16 protein-coding genes are annotated in these 17690 nt (G+C 39.0%); 5 read left to right on the top strand and 11 right to left on the bottom strand.

Annotation, left to right across the window (positions count from 1 at the left end):
- Positions 1-21: 21 nt before the first annotated feature.
- From secD to queA, 4 genes are all read right to left on the bottom strand, one after another.
- A complete protein-coding gene (secD, locus tag HDEF_RS00550; protein ID WP_012737823.1) occupies positions 22-1875 on the bottom strand; it encodes a protein translocase subunit SecD in 1854 nt (617 codons plus the stop codon).
- A gap of 145 nt (positions 1876-2020) precedes the next feature.
- Complete coding sequence (gene yajC / locus HDEF_RS00555) at positions 2021-2362, bottom strand: preprotein translocase subunit YajC (RefSeq protein ID WP_012737824.1); 342 nt, start codon at positions 2360-2362, stop codon at positions 2021-2023.
- A gap of 156 nt (positions 2363-2518) precedes the next feature.
- Entirely contained in the window at positions 2519-3631 is a 1113-nt protein-coding gene (gene tgt / locus HDEF_RS00560; protein ID WP_012737825.1) for a tRNA guanosine(34) transglycosylase Tgt, read from the bottom strand.
- Between the two features lie 38 nt (positions 3632-3669).
- Entirely contained in the window at positions 3670-4743 is a 1074-nt protein-coding gene (gene queA / locus HDEF_RS00565) for a tRNA preQ1(34) S-adenosylmethionine ribosyltransferase-isomerase QueA (protein WP_012737826.1), read from the bottom strand.
- A 356-nt stretch (positions 4744-5099) separates the two neighbouring features.
- Here queA and HDEF_RS00570 point away from each other — a divergent pair, with 356 nt between their 5' ends.
- The 3 genes from HDEF_RS00570 to plsB all read left to right on the top strand — a co-directional run bounded on the left by HDEF_RS00570 (position 5100) and on the right by plsB (position 9206).
- On the top strand, positions 5100-5723 hold the full coding sequence (locus HDEF_RS00570; protein ID WP_012737827.1) for a peroxiredoxin C: 624 nt from the start codon (positions 5100-5102) through the stop codon (positions 5721-5723).
- 99 nt (positions 5724-5822) lie between these two features.
- Entirely contained in the window at positions 5823-6605 is a 783-nt protein-coding gene (gene mlaA / locus HDEF_RS00575; protein WP_012737828.1) for a phospholipid-binding lipoprotein MlaA, read from the top strand.
- 150 nt (positions 6606-6755) lie between these two features.
- A complete protein-coding gene (gene plsB / locus HDEF_RS00580) occupies positions 6756-9206 on the top strand; it encodes a glycerol-3-phosphate 1-O-acyltransferase PlsB (RefSeq protein WP_012737829.1) in 2451 nt (816 codons plus the stop codon).
- A gap of 2 nt (positions 9207-9208) precedes the next feature.
- Here the strand turns inward: plsB and rhlB are convergent, their stop codons facing one another.
- Entirely contained in the window at positions 9209-10477 is a 1269-nt protein-coding gene (rhlB, locus tag HDEF_RS00585) for an ATP-dependent RNA helicase RhlB (protein WP_012737830.1), read from the bottom strand.
- Between the two features lie 112 nt (positions 10478-10589).
- Between rhlB and trxA the strand changes: the two genes are divergently transcribed.
- Complete coding sequence (trxA, locus tag HDEF_RS00590) at positions 10590-10916, top strand: thioredoxin TrxA (RefSeq protein ID WP_012737831.1); 327 nt, start codon at positions 10590-10592, stop codon at positions 10914-10916.
- A gap of 120 nt (positions 10917-11036) precedes the next feature.
- Here the strand turns inward: trxA and fabB are convergent, their stop codons facing one another.
- The 4 genes from fabB to HDEF_RS00610 form a co-directional block, all read right to left on the bottom strand.
- On the bottom strand, positions 11037-12254 hold the full coding sequence (gene fabB, locus HDEF_RS00595; protein WP_012737832.1) for a beta-ketoacyl-ACP synthase I: 1218 nt from the start codon (positions 12252-12254) through the stop codon (positions 11037-11039).
- Positions 12255-12399: 145 nt separating this feature from the next.
- Entirely contained in the window at positions 12400-12672 is a 273-nt protein-coding gene (locus HDEF_RS00600; protein ID WP_012737833.1) for a GrxA family glutaredoxin, read from the bottom strand.
- Between the two features lie 58 nt (positions 12673-12730).
- The gene (gene dapE, locus HDEF_RS00605) at positions 12731-13873 is read right to left on the bottom strand and encodes a succinyl-diaminopimelate desuccinylase (RefSeq protein WP_012737834.1); all 1143 of its coding nucleotides are present in this window, start codon (positions 13871-13873) and stop codon (positions 12731-12733) included.
- Positions 13870-14226 carry an ArsC family reductase gene (locus HDEF_RS00610; RefSeq protein WP_012737835.1) on the bottom strand — a complete coding sequence of 119 codons (357 nt, stop codon included), beginning with the start codon at positions 14224-14226 and terminating at the stop codon, positions 13870-13872. The genes dapE and HDEF_RS00610 overlap by 4 nt, the downstream gene beginning before the upstream one ends.
- A 41-nt stretch (positions 14227-14267) precedes the next feature.
- On the opposite strand from HDEF_RS00610, the gene aroQ reads away from it, so the two are divergent.
- Positions 14268-14750: a gamma subclass chorismate mutase AroQ gene (aroQ, locus tag HDEF_RS00615; protein ID WP_012737836.1), complete on the top strand. Its 483-nt coding sequence runs from the start codon at positions 14268-14270 to the stop codon at positions 14748-14750.
- Positions 14751-14788: 38 nt separating this feature from the next.
- On the opposite strand, the gene yihA is transcribed toward aroQ, so the two are convergent.
- Both yihA and HDEF_RS00625 read right to left on the bottom strand, forming a co-directional pair.
- Complete coding sequence (yihA, locus tag HDEF_RS00620) at positions 14789-15364, bottom strand: ribosome biogenesis GTP-binding protein YihA/YsxC (RefSeq protein WP_216657372.1); 576 nt, start codon at positions 15362-15364, stop codon at positions 14789-14791.
- A 787-nt stretch (positions 15365-16151) separates the two neighbouring features.
- A complete protein-coding gene (locus HDEF_RS00625) occupies positions 16152-17342 on the bottom strand; it encodes an amino acid aminotransferase (RefSeq protein WP_012737840.1) in 1191 nt (396 codons plus the stop codon).
- Between the last annotated feature and the right edge of the window lie 348 nt (positions 17343-17690).

The following is a 17690-nucleotide window of genomic DNA, read 5'->3' on the forward strand; positions in this document are numbered from 1 at the left end:
ATATTCCTTCATGTAAATCAGTCAGATAGACAATTTCTCTATACGCTTAGCACCATAAAGCATGTTGACGATGGCGCGAGTTCCTAATATTGCCGTAAACATGGATGTGAGCACGCCAATGATTGTCGTAATCGCAAATCCTTTAATCGATCCCGTTCCTACAGCATAGAGAATAATAGCCGTGATCAGAGTAGTAATATTGGCATCAATAATACTGGAAAAAGCGCCTTTATAACCTTCATGTATGGCTTGTTGAATCGAACGTGCATTTCTCAGCTCTTCTTTGATTCTTTCATTAATGAGCACGTTGGCATCTACCGCAACGGCTAATGTTAAAACAATCCCTGCTATACCCGGCATTGTAAGCGTGACGCCAGGTAATAAAGACATCACACCCACAATCAATACTAAATTAACAAGCAAGGCAGTGCTTGCAATCATGCCAAATTTGCGGTAGTAAACCACCATAAACAAAATGGAAGCGGCCAAACCGGCCAAACAGGCATCTAGGCCTTGTGAAATATTTTGTGCCCCTAAAGTTGGGCCAATAGTGCGCTCTTCTACTATTTGAATAGGAGCAATCAAAGCACCTGCACGCAAGAGTAAAGCCAATTGGCGCGCTTCTGACGGTGTCCCAATTCCTGTGATCTGAAAACGCCCTCCAAAACGTGAGCTGATGTTAGCGGCGTTAATCACTTCTTCCTGTTTGACCAAAATAGGTCTTCCATTGATATCTTTATTACCACTGTCTTTGTACTCTACATATAAACTTGCCATCAATTTGCCAATGTTATCTTTCGTAAAGTCGGACATAATGGCACTGCCTAAACTGTCAAGAGAAATATTGACCTGAGGGCGGTTATATTCATCAATGCCAAAAAAAGCATCTGTAATATGATCTCCAGTCATAATCACTTTTTTGTATAAAGCAACAAGACGCCCATCTCTGTCTTTTTTAATTTCAGTATCTGCAGGCACTCTTCCGATTGCTGCAGCTTCAGGAGTCACTTTGGTATTGACTAGGTGGAATTCCAGACTGGCTGTTGCGCCTAATATTTCTTTAGCTCGAGCAGTATCTTGAATACCGGGTAATTCGACTACAATCCGATCTCCTTGTCTTTGAACCAGAGGCTCTGCGACTCCGATTTGATTGACTCTATTACGTAAAATAGTCATGTTTTGTTGAACAGCATATTCACGTACTTCACGTAAACGATCCGATGTCATCAACGCTTTTAATTTGTTACCTCTATCAGCATTGATCAGCATATGCTTCTGTCTGGAAGAAAGATAAGACATCGCTTCATCACGTGATTTAGCGTCAGAAAAGTCAATTTCGATCCCATAACCATGGGTACTATTTTGCTTCGTTATCTGTGTATAAGTGATATTTTTTTCTTGCAGTTCCCTGCGCAAGCTATCCATATTTTGTATTTGCAGTTTACTTAGGATTGCATCCATATCGACTTCCATCAAAAAATGAACGCCCCCACGGAGATCCAGCCCCAATTTCATGGGATCTGCGCCTAAAGCTCTGAGCCAAATTGGTGTTGCTGGTGCTAAATTAAGAGCTACCACGTAGCTATCGCCCAAGATTGAAATCAATACATCACGTGCGGCTAACTGAACATTAGGATCTTTAAAACGCACCAGAATAGTGCCATTTTTTAATGCTATAGATTGGCTGGTAAGATGATTTTTTTTTAAAATATCATGTACTTGATTTAATGTTAATTCACTTGCGGCATTCCCTCTAACGCCTGTAATCTGAACTGCAGGATCTTCACCGTAGAAATTAGGTAATGCATATAGAAAAGACAGCAAGATGACAAAAATCAACATCACGTACTTCCACAACGGATAACGATTTAGCACGGCAACTCCCTAAAAAAATAAAGGATTAGATTTTATAGCTCTGCATAGGGGTTTTTAAAAAATCTAAATTTATTTGCCGTTTTAACAAAAAACGCATGTTATTCGACAAAACACGCTTTATATTTCTGGCATCGAAAACAAAATTTTACGATGAACTGGATAAGTTTTTCATCGTGCCTTTAGGCAAAACAGCAGCCACAAAATCACGTTTAATAGTCACTTCAGTTGTATCATTCAGAGACATCACAATGTAACCTGTTTCTGTGACTTTACTGACATGACCTACTAACCCCCCTGTTGTTAAAACTTCATCTCCCTTGCTGATGGAATCCATCAGTTTTTTATGATCTTTGGTCCTTTTTTGCTGTGGACGCAAAATCATAAAATAAAAAATCAAACCAAATATAACGAGCATAATAATCAAAGAATAGGGATTCCCTTGAGGCGCTTCTGATGTAGAAGCAAAGGCTTGTGAAAAAATATTCATGCAAATGTCCTCATGATAAAATTAATATTGAGATATTACTCGCTTCTCTTGCTGTTTAAAAACAAGGATTTCTACAGTATTCAAACTGTTATTCCTTATTATACTTTGGTCAATCAGAATTAAAACTGATATTCACCATTTATCTCACTTATGAACTTATGAAATAGAAAGGCCGATTTTTTTGTAAAACTCTTCAACAAAGCACTCCAGTCTTTCTTCATAAATGGCATGACGTAAGTCGGCCATTAAACGTTGGTAGTAGCGTACATTATGTATGCTATTAAGACGGGCACCGAGTATTTCATTACAGCGATCAAGATGATGTAGATAAGCCCGACTATAGTGTCGGCAGGTGTAACAATCGCAGTCGGGATCAAGAGGCGATATGTCTGTTTTGTATCGAGTATTGCGAATTTTTATTACCCCATGTGTAACAAAAAGATGTCCATTTCGGGCATTGCGAGTAGGCATTACACAATCAAACATATCAATGCCCCGCCGAACCCCTTCGACCAGGTTTTCTGGTTTTCCAACGCCCATCAGATATCGAGGTTTATTGTCAGGGATCCGTGGACACAAAAAATCGAGAACACGATACATTTCTTCTTTAGGCTCTCCTACGGCAAGGCCACCTATGGCATAGCCGTCAAACCCGATTTGTAACAGGCCTTGTAACGAGGTTTCACGCAATTCAAGCGACAAGCCCCCTTGAATAATGCCAAACAGCGCATTTTTGTTGTTCAGATTGTTAAAGTGTTCACGGCTGCGATTTGCCCATCTCAATGACATCTCCATCGAACTTTTCATGTAGATTAGGTCGGAAGGATAAGGAGGGCATTCATCAAACACCATCACAATATCTGAGCCTAAATCCAATTGAATTTCCATCGATTTTTCTGGGCTCAGGAATATCTCACTCCCGTTTAAAGGATGCCGAAAGGAGACCCCTTTCTCTTCAATTTTACGCATGGAATTTAAACTAAAAACTTGAAATCCTCCTGAATCGGTGAGGATGGGTCCTTGCCACTGCATAAAATCATGTAAATCACCATGTAATTTGATCACGTCTTGTCCTGGGCGTAGCCAAAGATGAAAGGTATTGCCCAAGATAATCTGGGCACCGGTTTCTGTGATTTCATCTGGAGTCATCGATTTAACAGAACCATAAGTGCCTACAGGCATAAAAGCGGGGGTGTCTACCAGACCTCGTTCAAAGATCAGTTTGCCAAGACGGGCGCGTCCATCAGTTTTTTGGAGTTGATATTTCACATTTTGTCCTGTGTTAGTTTTTAGATTTCAGGTCTAATCTATTTTTTCACTCTGTTTTCTTGAGCAGCCTTCGGATTATGGCTAATAAACATGGCGTCTCCATAGCTGAAAAAGCGATATTTTTCATCAATCGCTTTTTTATAAGCCCGTAGGGTATTTTGATAGCCCGCAAAGGCACAGACCAACATAATCAGGGTCGATTTCGGCAAATGAAAATTTGTGATCAAGGCATCCACAATTTGATACTGATAGCCAGGGTATATAAAAATGGAGGTTTCTCCTGAAAAAGGCGTTAAAAAGGAATTTTTCGTTTTTTGAGCGGCGGTTTCGAGCGAACGAACGGAAGTGGTTCCTACCGCTACCACTCTTTTTCCTCGTGCTTTGCAGGCTAATACAGCATCGACGACTTCTTGACTGACTTCTGCATATTCTGAATGCATGACATGCTCAGTAATATTATCTGTTTTCACGGGTTGAAAAGTCCCTGCGCCAACATGTAAGGTCACAAAAGCAGTTTCAATTCCACGGGCTTTTAACGCGTTTAAAAGGGGGTTGTCAAAATGAAGACCCGCCGTAGGCGCAGCCACGGCGCCTAAATGTTGACCATAAACGGTTTGATATAATTCGTGATCTTTTGGTTCATCGGCTCGAGGAATATAAGGAGGTAAAGGAATATGACCTATGCTTTGCAAAAGCATTAAGGCGTCTTCCCGAACGTCAAAACGCAATTCAAACAAAGAAGCATGACGAGCCATTAAAGTCACCGGAATGTTCGCTGTATCGCCTAATAAAAACTGTGCGCCTAATTTTGGTGTTTTAGAGGATTTAAGATGAACCAAAACGCGATTAGGGCTCAATATTCTTTCTACTAAGATTTCTAATTTTCCGCCGCTGGGCTTACGGCCAAACACGCGTGCGGGAATCACTCGGGTGTTATTAAGGACCAGCAAATCGCCTTGTTCGAGTTGGTAGAGCAAGTCCGTGAAAACCCCTTCTGTCATGGTTCCTGTTTCCCCATTTAAACAAAGCAAGCGGCAGTCACTACGTTTTTCTAAGGGATACTGTGCTACTAAAGATTCAGGTAATTCAAAAGAAAAATCAGATAAACGCATTTTTAAATTTCAGTGTTAAATGAAAATGGGTTTAATTTAAAAGATCACAATAAATTCATGAACTTTTTTGAAAGACTTATTTTGATTTTTGATACAAAATAATTTTAAAAAAAATTTGAATTATTCGCTCTTTTTAAACATTTTCGCTTAAAATAGGGTTAACAAGTCTAAAGCTAGCCGGCTTAAGCCGCAAGAAAAGATGACTTAGATAGAATCATTTACATAAAATGCGAATATCGGTCGCAAAAAAACTCTTTTTTATTTCATTTTCATTCATTAGACTTTTTTTGACTAAAGAACCCTTATCTTCATTTGGTTCTGAAAAAAGTCGAGAGATTATCATCAGGAATTTTAATATGACTTTAGTGACTTATATTGCTCCGGATTTTACAGCACCCGCCGTATTAGAAAACGGAGAAGTGACCGAAAATTTTAACTTTTGGTCTTATATCAAAGATAAACCGTGCGTTTTATTTTTTTGGCCAATGGATTTCACGTTTGTGTGTCCTTCAGAACTGATTGCTTTTCATGAGCGTAATGAAGCATTTAAAAATCGCAATACTAAACTGGTCGGGGTCTCTTTAGATTCTCATTTTGTTCACAAGCAGTGGCGAAACACCCCCATCGAGAAAGGCGGGATTGGAAAGGTATCTTATCCTTTGGTAGCCGACATAAAAAGAGAGATTCAAAAAGGGTATGGCATTGAGCATCCAGAAGCCGGTGTTGCTCTCCGTGCTTCGTTTTTGATTGACGAAAATCGAGTGATACGCCATCAGGTTGTCAATGATCTTCCTCTAGGGCGTAATGTCGATGAGATGCTGCGCATGGTTGATGCCCTTGCATTTCATCAAACTCATGGAGAGGTTTGCCCTGCGCAGTGGGAAGAAGGGAAATCAGGAATGCAAGCTTCCAGTGATGGCGTCGCAAAATATCTGTCTGAACATGTTTCTGATCTCAAAAGATCATCGACAAAATCATAAAATTCAGTGGTTATCATTTTATTTTTTGGCAAAAACAATCTTTCAGTCTCTTCAGAAGACTTACCCTTCTATTAACCTGGTTTTAGGAGATAAACGAATATGAAGCTGAGACTGATTGGGTGGATTTGTACCAGTTTATTATTAGCAGGTTGTAGCCATTCTTATTCTTCAAACCAAAGCCATCAAAAAAGTTCGGGGCAACCTCAATCATTAAGTGGTGTAGAAAAGTTTAATAGATCGATGTTTGATTTGAATTATCGAATTTTGGACCCTCATTTGACTCGGCCTTTGGCTGTTTTTTGGCAGAATTATGTTCCACAATCTGCACGTAATGGCTTAAGCAATTTTTTAAGTAATCTCGAAGAACCTGCCAGTATGGTTAATGCGCTTTTAGTGGCTAATCCCTACAAAGCCATGCAGTATTTTAGTCGATTTTTTTTAAACACATTTTTAGGAATGGGCGGTTTAATTGATATTGCCAGTATGGCGCATCCGCAGCTGGCAAAAGAATTTCCTTATCGTTTTGGTTCTGTATTAGGCCGTTACCATGCCGGTTACGGACCTTATTTTGTTTTTCCGGTTTATGGCAGTTTTACCTTTCGTGAAGATGCAGGGCAATGGGTAGACGCCACTTATCCTTTGCTCAGTTATCTAACGACCTGGATGTTTGCTGGAAAATGGGTGCTCCAAGGGATAGAAACCCGTGCTAGATTACTCAATTCTGAAGGTTTATTGATGAATTCATCAGATCCTTATTCCGTGGTAGAGAAAGCGTATTTTCAGCGTTATGATTTTTTGGCGCACGGAGGAATATTAAAACCAGAGATAAATCCGAATGCGAAGGCGATTGCAGATGATTTGCAAAATATTGATTCGCCTTAAATCAGTGTGGCGCAAAGTAGCGCCCACACTGGTTTATAAAAGGATTCATAAAAAATACGATGTAAAAATCATAGTCAGTAGTGGACCTTAATAGAAGTCTACTACTGATTTTATTAAAAAGTGAATGACCAAAAAGGTTTTTAGGTTCCCATGTCAGATCGGTGTAAAATATATTATCAATCCCTGTATTTGTTTGTAAAAATTTTTATTAAAAGTAAATTAATCCCTAAAAATTTTGTGACTGATTCAGGCCTTGATTCTTCATCTCCTATCTTTTATATCTTACCCTCCCGTTCTAAAATGGATTTGATCATTTTAAGAGAAGAATCCCTAAAGCAGGGTTTACCCGATCCATTGACACCATTAAAGGTAGATGAGATACAGATTCCCAGATATCTTTTCATTGATGATATCAAAGAATCCCACGGTCATAGTCCATCATCTGCCGAAACACTTTTTTCCCGTTATCTTGGCTTGTATTCTAAAAATTCAACACTAGATATCACGATATTGCCAGTGTCAGTCATGATTGGAAGACGTCCCATTTCCATTTGTCAAAACCGAAAAATAAACCGGCTCCAAAAATTTTTTACCGCCTTTTGGTTAGGCCGGGATAGCTTTGTACATTTTTCCAATCCCATCTCATTATCGCGAATTATCAACGCTCATAGCAAAGATCTCCGCATCGTCTATAAATTGGCCCGAGTGGCTCGAATACATTTTTTTCGTCAATATTTATCGAGTGTGGGTCGGGCTTTACCTGTTCATTCTGATCTTTTTAAAAAATTACTCTCCTCTGAAGCCATCGAAAAAGCACTTTTAGACGAAGCACGTTCAAAAAAAATATCGCCTCAAAAAGCGCATGATAATGCGCTGAGGTTGATGAAAGAAATTGCGTCTCAGGTATCTTATGAAACCATACGCCTTTCTGATCGTGTATTGGGGTGGATGTGGAATCGTTTTTATCAAGGCATTCATGTGCACAACGCGGATTGCGTACGTCAGCTGGCGTACAAAGGACACAGTATTGTTTATGTTCCTTGCCATCGTAGTCATATGGATTACCTATTGCTTTCTTATGTTCTCTATTATGAGGGCTTGGCTACCCCCCATATTGCGGCGGGCATCAATCTGAATTTTTGGCCCGCGGGGGCCATTTTTCGTCGTTTAGGCGCTTTTTTTATTCGGCGTAATTTTAAAGGAAACAAACTGTATTCAACGATATTTCGTGCATATTTAGATGAACTTTTTACAGGTGGCTACCCTGTAGAATATTTTATTGAAGGGGGACGTTCTCGTACTGGCCTGCTCCTTGAACCTAAAACAGGCACCTTATCCATGACCATTCAAGCCATGTTAAGGGATATCTCTCCCTCAATTACATTGATTCCTGTTTATATTGGCTATGAACATGTCATAGAAGTATTGAGCTATACCAAAGAATTAAGGGGAGAGCGTAAAAAAAAGGAAAATTTTTTCCAAATGATAGGGGGACTACGTCAATTGCGTCATCTGGGTCAAGGGTATGTTAATTTTGGTGAGCCTATCCAATTGAAACTTTATCTTGATAAAAATGTTCCTGATTGGCGCGAATCTATTAGACCTATCAATAAAATTGAAGCAACACGACCTCATTGGTTGGCCTCTACCGTCAAAGATTTGGCCTATCAAATCATGATCAACATTAATCATGCAGCGGCGATCAACGCCATTAATCTTTGTTCAACCGCTTTACTGGCGTCAGAGAACCAGGCATTGACACGTCCAGAGCTACTTGAACAGCTGAATTGTTATTTACAACTTATGCGCCATGCTCCGCACAATCAATACAGCTCTGTGACAGATCAAATGCCGGAAGAGTTACTAGATCATGCACTTCATATGAATAAATTTGTCGTTCAAAAAAATCATCCTCATGAGAGGATCTGCTTGCCTAAAGAACAGGTACCTTTGATGAGATATTATCGTAATAACATTCAACATCTCTTGATCTTGCCTTCTTTGATCGCAACGACGGTGCTTTGTCATCATAATATCAGCCGTCAAGAAATCATCAGACAAATCACTCTGCTATATCCTGTTTTTAAAATTCGTTGGTTTCTTTATTACAGCGAGAAGCAGTTGCTGGAGGCATTAAATTTATTGATGGACGAATTGATTCGTCAAAAATGCGTTGAAAATAAAAACCATCACTTCGTTGTAAATCTGTCGTCAGGCATGATGACATTAAAAATCCTTGCATCTGGAATTAAAGAAATATTACAACATTACAGCATTATTTTTTTTCTGCTCACTGTTTACCCTGATATTGACAGAAAATCATTAGAAAAAGAAAGCAGGGCGATGGCAAAACACCTCTGTATATTAGAAAACATGCCATCGGCAGAATTTTTTCATTCTTCTATTTTTTCAGGCCTACTGACCCTCCTATTTGAAAAAAGAGAAAAAATGGTCTCTAACGACTATTCTGCTCAGAAAAACATCGAAGAAATTTTTAATATATTGAAGGGGCTCATCTCTTCTCAAATGATCTCTGTAATGCAAGAAAATTTCAGCCTTAAAAAGGAATGGCTGACTTATAAAAAGAAAACAACAGATTAGATTCATTGTGGTGAGCGAGGCTTCCGAGAAGCCCCCTGATTACGCGAGCCCGCATAGTGTCTATGATGGCGTTGCAAACGTTTGGGCTGAGGCAAATCCGTTAATAAAGCTTCCTTATTATACTCACTTGTTGGAATACGGTGACCAGTGCAGGCTTCGATAGTAGATAAATGAGATGCAAACGCCTCACAGGCCAGACTGATTGAATAGCCTTTTTCACCCGCCCTGCCGGTACGACCAATACGGTGAATATAATCTTCCACATTTTCTGGGAGATCATAATTAAAAACGTGAGTCACTTTCGGAATATGTAGACCTCGTGCGGCTACATCGGTGGCGACTAAAATATCTAAATACCCTTTTGAAAAATCATCTAAAATTTGAATCCGCTTTCTCTGTGCCACATCCCCCGTCAAAAGCCCAACCCTATGACCATCTGCCACCAAATGGCCCCAAATATCTTCACAGCGTTGTTTCGTATTAGCAAAAATAATGCAACGATCAGGCCATTCTTCTTCAATTAAAGTCTGTAATAATCGCATTTTATCTTCATTAGAAGGATAAAAAAGCTCTTCCTGAATTTGAGATCCGATTTTTTGTAATGGTTCTACTTCAATATATTCCGGATGATTCATCTGTTCAAAAGACAATTCTCTTACTCGATAAGAAAGTGTCGCAGAAAACAACATATTTAATCGTTTTTCTGCAGGAGGCATACGGCGAAATAACCAACGTATATCTTTTATGAAACCTAAATCATACATACGATCAGCTTCATCCAGCACTATTACCTGGAGGGCGTTCAAATGAATAAAATTTTGTTTTGCATAATCAATGATACGACCTGGTGTCCCTATCAAAATATCTACGCCACTTTCTAATATTTTTAGTTGTTTATCATAGCCATCTCCCCCATAAGCCAAACCCATTTTGAGCGATGTAAACTGAGATAAAGTCTCTGCATCAGTATAAATTTGTATTGCCAGCTCACGGGTAGGTACCATGATGAGCGCGCGGGGCTGTTCGCACTGCCTTGTTTCATCGGCGGCGTTTGTCAGTAAATAATTAAAAACAGAGGCTAAAAAAGCCAGTGTCTTGCCTGTCCCTGTTTGTGCTTGAGCGGCAACATCACGCCCAGCAAGAGTAATGGGAAATGACAAGGCTTGAATGGGAGTACAATGATAAAAGCCTTGATTTTCAATCGCTTTTATAACTAAAGGATGAAGGGCAAAGTCTGAAAATTTCTGATCTGTCAAATGTGTCTTATTCATAATGTGATAAAGTATCAGTTGAATATTGCTTTCATGAAGTCAATCCTGTGCAATTTAGGATGATTAAGCGAATAAATTTATAAAATAACCAATGATGGTTTTGGGAGAATACATGAGTAAGGAAATTATACAGCTAAGTGACAAAAGTTTCGATCGAGATGTACTTAAGGCTGACGGATTGATTTTAGTTGATTTTTGGGCACAGTGGTGCGGGCCTTGCAAAATGATTGCCCCTATTTTAGATGAAATTGCTAACGAATATGTGGATAAAATCACGATCACCAAATTAGAAATTGATACAAATCCAAATACCACACAAAAATATGGTATCCGTAGCATTCCGACGTTATTGCTTTTTAAAGAAGGAAAACCGATTGACACGAAAGTGGGCGCTGTGTCTAAACATGAATTAAAAAAATTTTTGGATAAGCATGTTTGACATTTTATTTTTTTAATCAATTAAGCTGTAAATACTTTCATTGTCATAGGATTCAAATAAGCTATAACCCAACTTTAGATTTTCAATTAAATAAAAACCTCTATTTTTGAGAGGCCCTATTTATCGCGGATATTTAGAAAAAATCAAAGTCGCATTAGTGCCTCCAAAACCAAAACTATTCGACATCACTGTATTGATTGCCAATTCTTTCATTTCAGTCACGACGTTCATACCCACTGCTTCTGGAACAAGAGTCTCAATGTTAATGCTGGGGGCAATAAAATTATGTTTTGCCATCAGTAAACTGTAAATAATTTCATGCACCCCTGCGGCTCCCAAGGAGTGACCTGTCATCGATTTTGTCGATGAAAAAAACGGAGAGTGATGACCGAAAACACTTTTAATCGCTTCTAGCTCTTTGATATCGCCAAGCGGGGTAGAGGTACCATGTACATTGATATAATCGATGGTCACTTCAAGGCCTTTCTGAGCCATTTTCATACAACGAGCGGCGCCTTCACCAGACGGGGCAACCATGTTAGCGCCATCCGACGTGGCGCCATAACCCACTATCTCTCCATAAATAGGCGCATGGCGAGAGAGCGCATGTTCAAGCTCTTCGACCACCACCATACCGCCGCCTCCCGCAATCACAAAACCATCCCGGTTTTTATCATACGCTCGAGACGCTTTTTCTGGTGTTGCATTATATTGAGTGGAAAGTGCCCCCATAGCGTCAAATTCACAGGCCATTTCCCAACATAATTCTTCTGCTCCACCAGCAAAAACAATGTCTTGTTTTCCTAATTGAATAAGTTCCAATGCATGACCCACACAATGAGCAGACGTAGCACAGGCCGAGCTAATCGAATAATTTACTCCTTTAATTTTAAAAGGCGTCGCCAAACATGCGGAAACACCGGATGCCATGGCTTTGGTCACCATATAAGGGCCCACTCCTCTTAAACCATTCATGCGCATTTTATCGGAGCCCGCCACCTGATTTTTAGGCGAACCTCCCCCTGAACCGACGACCAATCCTATCCGCTCGTTTGAGGAAATATCAAAATTATTTAAATCGGCATCTTCAATACTTTGTTGCATAGCGAGATAAGCATAAATTGAAGCATCACTCATAAAACGGGAAATTTTTCGATCAATCATACCCGTGGTATCGAGTTTCACATTACCCCAGACATGGCTTTTCATGCCTGAATTTTTAAACTCTTCAGAGAAAGTTATCCCAGAACGCCCAGCGTATAAAGACGACAGGACCTCATTTTTATCGTTACCTATACTGGAAATAATACCCAAGCCAGTAACCACTGCACGTTTCATTCAATACCTCGTGTAGACTTTATAATAAGCTTAAGACTGCGTAGCGCACTTTAACGTACAGTTGTAAGCTCAACAAGTCTCTCTCATTAAAAAAGCCCATTTAAAAATGGGCTCTTGCTCAATTTTATTTTTTGCCTCAGAGCGATTAAAATTTGAGATCATGAAAATGTTTATTAACATAGGCTGCAAATTCGGTATAGCCGCCAATATGTTGCTTATCAATAAAAATTTGCGGCACGGTTTCCACCGGTTTACCCACCGTTTTTTCTAGATCCGCTTTTGTGATCTTTTCAGCATGCATGTCGATATAATCAAAATTAATATTCTTATCCTTTAATTCTGATTTAAGTTTTTGTGCCAACTCTATTGCACGAGTGCAATAAGGACATTTTGGACGCCCAAAAATAACAATAAACATAAAAATCTCCCAAAAATAAAATGAATTTTTTAAAATTATTAAAATAAAGCAGGATGAATCAGGTCAGGAGCAATTGTTCCATAATTCGTTGATACATTTTAGTCAATAGTTGAAGATCAGCTATCGAAACTGATTCATTGACTTTGTGGATACTTTGATTAATAGGCCCTAACTCCACCACCTGTGCTCCCATTAATGCGATAAAACGCCCATCAGAAGTGCCCCCAGTGGTTAAAATGTCAGGGGGGCTATCACAGTAATGTTGAACTGTATTCAGAACCGCATCAAGCAATTCACCTTTGGGTGTCAAGAAAGGTTCACCGGAAAGTATCCAGGTTATTTGGTAATCCAACGCATAACGCTCTAACAAATTTTCAACCTGATTTCTTATCATGCTATAGGTCGATTCAGTATTGAAGCGAAAGTTAAATTGAACATGCAATTGATCAGGAATCAGATTACTCACCCCATTCCCCGCTTTTAAACCCGTTATCTGCACGCTTGTGGGAGGAAAAAACGCGTTACCTTGATCCCACTCAATCATCGACAATTCTTTTAAAGCTCCTAATGCTTGATGTATCGGATTTTGAGCCAAATGAGGATAAGCCACGTGACCTTGTACACCCTGAATACATAATTGCGCCGTTAAAGAGCCGCGCCTGCCATTTTTAATGACATCTCCTATCCGTTCGGTACTTGAAGGCTCCCCTACTAAGCTATAATCCACTTTTTCATTGCGAGCCATTAAAGCTTGAACGACCTTAGAAGTTCCATTTGCGCCTGAGGCCTCTTCGTCTGAGGTAATAATAAAGGCTAATTTCTGGCGATGGTTTGGATGCGCTTCGACAAAACGTTCAGCGGCGATGATCATGGCCGCCAAAGACCCTTTCATATCTGCGGCACCTCTCCCATAAAGACTTCCATCACGTATTGATGGCATAAAAGGAGGCGTCGTCCATAATGTTTCATTACCCGCAGGTACCACATCGGTATGAGCCACAAAAACCAAAGTTTTCTCTCCCGAGCCTCTCCAGGCCCAGAGATTTTTTGTGTCACCAAAATGCATGGGTTCAACAGTAAAACCGAAATAATTTAAGTGTTGAGCGATGATGTCTTGGCAACCAGCATCCTCTGGACTGATTGAACGGCGTTCAATTAATTGTTGTGCCAACATCACGACAGGACAGATTTTATGATTCATGAGTGTTTTAAAAAATGTCGATATTGTTCAATATTGAAACCCAATAAAAGTACGCCATTAGAGGATTCCAAAATAGGTCTCTTAATGATGGCGGGTTTTTGTAACATTAAACTATGCGCACTTGCAGCATCTCTGATCTCTGCACGTTCTGTTTCACTGAGACGACGCCAAGTCGTTCCGCGTGTATTTAATAATGGTGTCCAACCCAAACACGCTATAAAATTTTGCAGCGCACCGGGGGTTAATCCATCGACTTGATAATCATGAAATCGATAAATCACATGGTGCTCGTTGAGCCAAGAGCGGGTTTTTTTGATGGTATCGCAGTTTTTAATACCGTAAAGTGTATACATTGTTTTTATTTTGCTGTTTAACGTGAAATGTATTCATCAAAATGTCTTTAATTGGAATCAATGAAATCTTCTTACTGATTAATCAACGTTTGTATTATATGGAAGATATCGCTGCTTACAAAGCTGAAAAACAGTTGGCGATTGAAGATGTTGAGCAAGAAAAAAGAATTTTGAGAAATGCCATGCTACTCGCAGAACAAAAAGGAATCACGCCAAATTCCATTGGCCCTTTTTTTTCTGCTTTAATACATGCCGCAAAATTGATTCAATGTCGTTATCAGTCAGATTGGCAAAAAAAATCCATCACTAAAAAGCATCCTCAAAATTTAGCTCAAATGCGTTATAAACTGATTCAGTTAAATGCCTCTTTAATAGAACGGTTGTATCAGGCCCTGATTGCAGGTCAAAAATTTGACAAAACGACTTCGGGCAGCATGATCAAAATGATTCATCACCCTCAACTGAGTGAAACGCATAAAAGAAAGATTGTGACAGCTTTGCAGGCCATACACTTGAGTCAATAAAACCGTGATGGATGAAAATAAAATGTTTTGCTGACACCTCATTCATTGACAGAGCCACTGAACCAAGCGTTCAATTTATTTTGTAATTTATCAATCCCTATTTTTTTCAAGGATGAAAATACATCTACTTCAATATCGCCCATAAAAGGCAAAATGGCTTCTTTTACCATATCAAGTTGTATTTTACTGGCTGACCTGGACAGTTTATCCACTTTAGTCAAGAGTAAATAAACAGGGATACGCTTGTTTATTGCCCAAACAATCATTTGCTGATCAAGATTTTTAAGAGGGTGGCGAATATCCATCAGTATGACTAAGCCTCTCAAACAATCACGTTTGTTTAAGTACTCATTTAATGCTTTTTGCCATTTGATTTTTATTGCTAATGGCACAGCCGCATAGCCATAACCCGGTAAATCAACTAATCGTATTCCTTCGGCCACTTCGAATAAATTAATGAGTTGTGTTCGGCCTGGTGTTTTACTGATTTTCGCTAAATTTTTTTGCTGAGTAAGTGTATTCAGTGCGCTGGATTTTCCCGCATTGGAACGGCCAGCGAAAGCAACCTCCATTCCTTGATCGGGAGGAAGATGATGAATATTCGGAGCACTCATCACAAAACGGGCTGAATGATAGTTGTCATTTGTTTTTTTCAAAATTTTTTCTCATTGAACAATCATTTTTGATGATTATATCTCATTTAAAAATAGATTTATTTTTTTAATCTCAGCTCAATCAAATAGAGTAAAAATGATCTTACCTTTGTAAGGTATTGACTATTCTAAAGTGTAGTTATATCTTAATTTTTTTTAAAAAAGTATTTTTTATTTTAAAAAACAAACAATTATTTTAAATTTAATCATCACTTTTTTTTAAATAGCTGTAACTCTATTGAGTAAATAAAGCAAATAAGTAGACTGAGCCTGAACATTTTTATGGCTCATAAAAATGTTAGATAGGTTTCATCCAAAGACACTGATGTCATCAGATGAAATGTAAGTAGTAAGGATACTGTTTTCAGATCTAGGAAAGAGATGAAGCCAAGGAAGTGATATGGAGATCAAGTTTTTTTTCAGGATGAATAAAGGCAAACACAAAAAGGATGAAAGAAGAAAAAAATGGATCAATAAGGATATGGTTAAAATGCATGGAATGCTTTATCAAAAGGAATGAGCCTTCTCAAATAAGCTTCAAAGGGGGGCGCGATTTTTTCGGTTACCTTGTCTAAAACGTACCTTCTTCAGAAAAAACTTGATTGCTTCAGTTACTGCTGATGCAACCAGGTTTTTTCTTTTTTTGATGAGAGATTAACAGTACATCCGTTCATAAAAAAGCGGTTTGGCACTTAGCGGTTTTTCAGTGATTGATTCGCTTATTTTCTGTGATGATTAAACCAGTTTTTCAAATAACTGCCGCGATGGCTTCACATAAAGGCACCATATTATTGAGCGTCATCGCGGCCACATTCACTCGCCCAGAGTTAACGGCATATACCCCAAATTTTTCACGCAAACGTAACACCTGCTCCGTTTTTAAACCACTAAACGAAAACATGCCTTTTTGATCGATAATAAAACTAAAATCTTGATTCGCACCTTTTTCTTTTAAAGTTTGAACAAATAATTGACGCATCCTCTGAATACGCTGGCGCATATCTGTTAATTCTTTTTCCCAATCATTGCGTAATATATCGTCAATTAAAATCGTTTCTACTATCGCGCCCCCATGAGCGGGGGGATTTGAATAGGTGGCTCGTATGATGGTTTTGAGCTGACTCAATGCTGCCTCGGCGGTTTTATCATCACCTGCCACAATGGTGCAGGCGCCAACCCGCTCGTTATACAGCCCAAAATTTTTCGAATAAGAGCTACAAACCATAAATTCAGCATGCTTTTGAGAAAAAATCCTCAGACCTTCTGCATCCTCTTCTAAACCTCGCCCAAAACCCTGATAGGCAAAATCAAATATGGGTAATCCGCCTTTCTTTTTTATGAATTCCGCCAGTACTTCCCATTGTTCTTTTGTCGGGTCAATCCCCGTTGGGTTATGACAGCATCCATGAAATAACACCAAATCTCCAGGCTGGATTTTTTCTAGAGAATTTAACATCGCTGTGAAATTTAAACGGTGATGTTCTGCATCATAATAATCATAATCAACGATTTGAAGCCCTACCGAAGAGAAAATCTGATTGTGATTTGGCCAGGTGGGTCGGCTTAGCCAAACTCGTTTGACGCCTGCTTTTTTGGTGACAAAATCAGCAGCAATACGAAGGGCACCTGTTCCGCCGGGGGTTTGTGCCGTACGGGCTCTTTTATCCATCAAAATAGGGTGAGCTCTTCCGAATAAGAGATCCTGTGTACAGGCCGCGAATTTTTTTAATCCATCAATCCCTAAATAATTTTTGGTTTTTTCATGGTCAAGTAAATGTTGTTCTGCTTTTTTTACCGTATTTAATATGGGTGTATTCCCTGTTTCATCCATATAAATCCCAATGCCTAAATTAATTTTACAATCTCGAGGGTCTGCATTAAAACTGTCTGCCAATCCTAAAATAGGATCGGGCGGAGCGTTTGTGATTTTTTCAAACATGTTCAATTTCCATGATTGGGGGATTCGTTGTATTAAGCTGAGAGATTACCCTCAATTCATTATTTTGCCAATCTTCCGGTCGTATTAACATCAATTTTGAATAGCTAATATATGGCAATATTAACCAAGCAGATTTTAAAATAAGCACTATTTTTGGGGATGTTCAAATACGATTGAGATGCGATTTAGAAGGTAGAGTGACCATGGGTTGTCTTAAGAGCTTGCTGTTTATGAGAGAGTTTAGGTTTTTTACCTCTTAACTTTGCCTTTTGCTCTGTTATGATTTAAAAAATTTAGACATCATTCTAAGAAATACCATTTTTTATCTTACTTTATGAAAAAGGCTTT

This window comes from Candidatus Hamiltonella defensa 5AT (Acyrthosiphon pisum) (assembly GCF_000021705.1).
GTDB lineage: Bacteria > Pseudomonadota > Gammaproteobacteria > Enterobacterales > Enterobacteriaceae > Hamiltonella > Hamiltonella defendens.